General features: G+C 38.2%; 3 protein-coding genes and 1 pseudogene. 1 reads left to right on the top strand and 3 read right to left on the bottom strand.

What is annotated here, in order from left to right; genetic code table 11:
- Positions 1 to 338 (top strand): annotated as a pseudogene (locus tag IM500_RS03965) (zinc ribbon domain-containing protein); the annotation flags it as partial.
- 13 nt (positions 339 to 351) lie between these two features.
- Here the strand turns inward: IM500_RS03965 and IM500_RS03960 are convergent.
- From IM500_RS03960 to IM500_RS03950, 3 genes are all read right to left on the bottom strand, one after another.
- Positions 352 to 822 (bottom strand): DUF4079 domain-containing protein, encoded by a 471-nt coding sequence (locus tag IM500_RS03960; protein ID WP_287737765.1) that lies wholly within the window; start codon positions 820 to 822, stop codon positions 352 to 354.
- 196 nt (positions 823 to 1,018) lie between these two features.
- The gene (locus tag IM500_RS03955) at positions 1,019 to 1,876 is read right to left on the bottom strand and encodes a glycosyltransferase (RefSeq protein ID WP_287737764.1); all 858 of its coding nucleotides are present in this window, start codon (positions 1,874 to 1,876) and stop codon (positions 1,019 to 1,021) included.
- Between the two features lie 20 nt (positions 1,877 to 1,896).
- A partial coding sequence (locus IM500_RS03950) for a glycosyltransferase 87 family protein (protein ID WP_287737762.1) occupies positions 1,897 to 3,108 on the bottom strand: 1,212 nt, incomplete at its 5' end.

Here is a 3,108-nt window from a genome sequence, read left to right as displayed (position 1 = left end):
TGTATTGCTGTACCACCGCATTTTACTAGCCAAGATTGTTCAGTTTGTGGGACGAGAGTTCAAAAAACATTAAGCACTAGAACTCATCAATGTCCTAACTGTAAAACAATCTTAGATAGGGATCATAATGCAGCGATCAACATTCTTAAAAAAGGGTTGAAATATTTGGGAAATCATCTCAACGGTACTGTTGGGCAAACAGAAACCGACCCAAACGCATAATAGAGAGTCCGGCAAGAAAGATTTTCAGTGGAGACATTGAGAATCTAAGCTGTCTCGTTGAACAAGGAATTTACGATAGTGATAGGTCAAGAATCCCCCGTCACAGCGTAGCTTGACGGTGGGAGTATGTCAAATTTTGCTGAGAATACGCTGGACTATATCCATTCCTGTGAAGGCTTGCCAGCCAAAAAGACCTAAAATGACGGCATTAAGGGTAATATGGGTGATTCTGGCCAATTCATTGCCTTTTTGCATTAAAGGTACTAAAGCGGCGCTGATCGAGATTAAACCCACCATCCCTAAACCCGCCAGCAGATGGGGACCGACAAATAATTTACCGTTATTAATATAAGTCACCGCCATACCCCCGATCGTCCCCAAGACCATTAAAGCGAGGATTAGGGAGCCAATTTGATAGTGTTTAGTGCGAAAATCCTTGGGCAATAATTCTTTTTTTAGTTCCTTATCTGCTGTACGCGTCCGTCGCCATTGTAGCCCCGAATAGAGGGCATAGATAGTTAACCCTAATAAAACCCACATGAGAATGGGATGGCCAAATTGTGACCAAGTTTTTACGGCACTGGGAATCTCGAAGTTCATAGTTGTCTGTTCTCATCAAAGATCGCTTCTTAATAAAAATTAACATGAATCGCTCACTCTTCCTTATTTTTCGGGTCATTAGACTTGTCAGACTAGATCAGCAAGATAGCTCACCATCACCACTACTCCCCGCTCCCCTATAGCTTTTAAACAGGATTTAGTAAGAATAATGCCAGAAGCGGCAAAACTAAGGGTTTCAACCTAGACGCAGTTTAGTGATAATTCTGTGACAATAGAGTTGAATTCCTTGCAGCTTGGCTAGGGAGAATTTTGGTTTAATGGGAAGGATCAGTAAAGACATAAAACTCATCCGCAGCAAGCGATAAACAAGGATAGTTAAAGTCGTATGTTTTTCGAGACTGAGAAGATAACTATAGATATTATGAGTTAGTCTTAGATAACCATAGCGACGGGTGATAGAAGATGGTTCATGAATGATTTTAATCTGATTGGTAACAACAACTAAATAGCCTTGATTTGCGTATCTTCGGGAAAAATCAAAGTCTTCGTAGTAGAGAAAGTAATCGGGATCAAAATGGGGACAAGTGTAAAAATTAGAGAAATTAATTAATAAACTGCATCCCGTCACCCAGTCGGGAATAAGATAGGATTTATCTCCGTAGTCTAAGGATTCCTCCACCACGTTAATTGTGCCGATTTTGGCATTAAATTTTCCCCAACCAAACCAGATTTTACCATCCGGTTCGTAAATTTCTGTACCAGCGATGGCAACTTCCGGATATTGCTGAAAAAATTTGCTTGCTTTCTCCAGAGAGTCCGGTAATAAGTAAGCGTCAGGATTAACTAACCAAACGATAGCTTCTCTGTCTTGTTGATAAATCCAATCAAGTCCCAGATTACATCCTTTCCCAAATCCTAAATTTTCCCCCGCTTCAATAATCTTGACTCTTTGCGCTGCTAAAGATTGGATATTTTTATCTTCAGTGGAATTGTTAACAATGATGAGAGTAGCAGATAAGTCATCTTCGAGGGAAGCGATTAAACGCTGAATTAATTCCGCGCAATTGTAGTTAACGGTCAATAGATAAATCATTACAGATAAAAGGTAGAGAATTACTTTTTCTGAAGACGACAGAGATTAAATTTTTCGATTTTGGTGGGAAAGGGTTGACAACTTTGGAAATCAATAACGAGATTTTCCTTCGCTAAATCCCCCACTATATCAGGCGATTTTTTATTAAAGTCCGTCTGGAGAATGTAGAGAGATTCTGGGGGAGTATTAGCAATAAATGTCTCGGCATTTTTTCGCATTAAAGTTCCCTCACTGACTCCAGTATTGCCTTTGAGTCTCACAAAACGAGTCGAAGCGGGAAAATAAGGGACGATAAAAGATGTTCCTTCATCTCCCCAGATAACAATCGTGGAATTTTCGTAGGGTTTTAATGCTTGACTATCGATACCAAAATAATGATCTGACCATCCCATTCTCCACCAATACATCGGTTTAACCGTAGTGACAATTAAGGAAAATATTACCAAATTTATGATTAATAATGGTTTCTTTCGAGGATAAAGATAGGCAATAATCAAAATAATTAAAGTGGGAGTGATTAATTCTAATGGCATCAGATAACGATAGATAGAAAATCCCACTAACCAAATAGAGTAAGCGGTCAGAGAAAAAGGCAGTAAAAACCCTAAAACTGCACCGTGGGTTAAGTCAGGTTCAGAAGATAGATTGCGCTTAGAAATAGCACGAAAAATAATCACTACTATTAGTAAAATTATCAATAAATAGGTTATAGCTAATCGGCTATCTTGGAAAGGAACCTCAGATACAAGAGTTTGTCTCTGGATAAAATAAACAGGATAAAACAACCATTGCCAGATATCTTTAGGCAAATATTGTATCCCTTTAAAATTGTAGTCGGTTTCGATATAAGGAGATTGAAAGATTTTATTATAGAAGGGAAAAAGAGGATTAGCAAACTTTGTCCACATTAGGATAATCCAATAACCAGCAGTGAGACTAAAACCCACGGCCATTGAGAGAATTGATAGAATTAAATTGCGTAACTTTTCTGACCAAGAATTAGGTAAAAAATTAATAGCTACCAAAAAGCTAATACTATATAAAGCATTGGTTAATTTAAACCCCGTTGCTAATCCTAATAAGAATCCAGATAAAAGAATATTTTTAGAGGGAATTGGCAGATTTTTCCCGAAACTACTAACTATAAAAAATAATCCTCCCAGAACGAAAACACTGGTGGTATTATCACCAATACTGGTTCCTAACTCCGAGATATAGGCTGCCCCAAAAAT

The organism is Microcystis sp. M179S2, assembly GCF_020245805.1.
In the GTDB taxonomy this organism is placed as follows: Bacteria; Cyanobacteriota; Cyanobacteriia; order Cyanobacteriales; family Microcystaceae; genus Microcystis; species Microcystis aeruginosa.
The sequence above is the reverse complement of the archived record's forward strand: the minus strand, read 5'-3'. Positions and strand labels throughout refer to the sequence as shown.

What these genes read in the sequence shown, in the direction of transcription:
- IM500_RS03960 (WP_287737765.1), bottom strand. Translation starts at nt 822, where the DNA reads ATGAACTTCGAGATTCCCAGTGCCGTAAAAACTTGGTCACAATTTGGC.
- IM500_RS03955 (WP_287737764.1), bottom strand. Translation starts at nt 1,876, where the DNA reads ATGATTTATCTATTGACCGTTAACTACAATTGCGCGGAATTAATTCAG.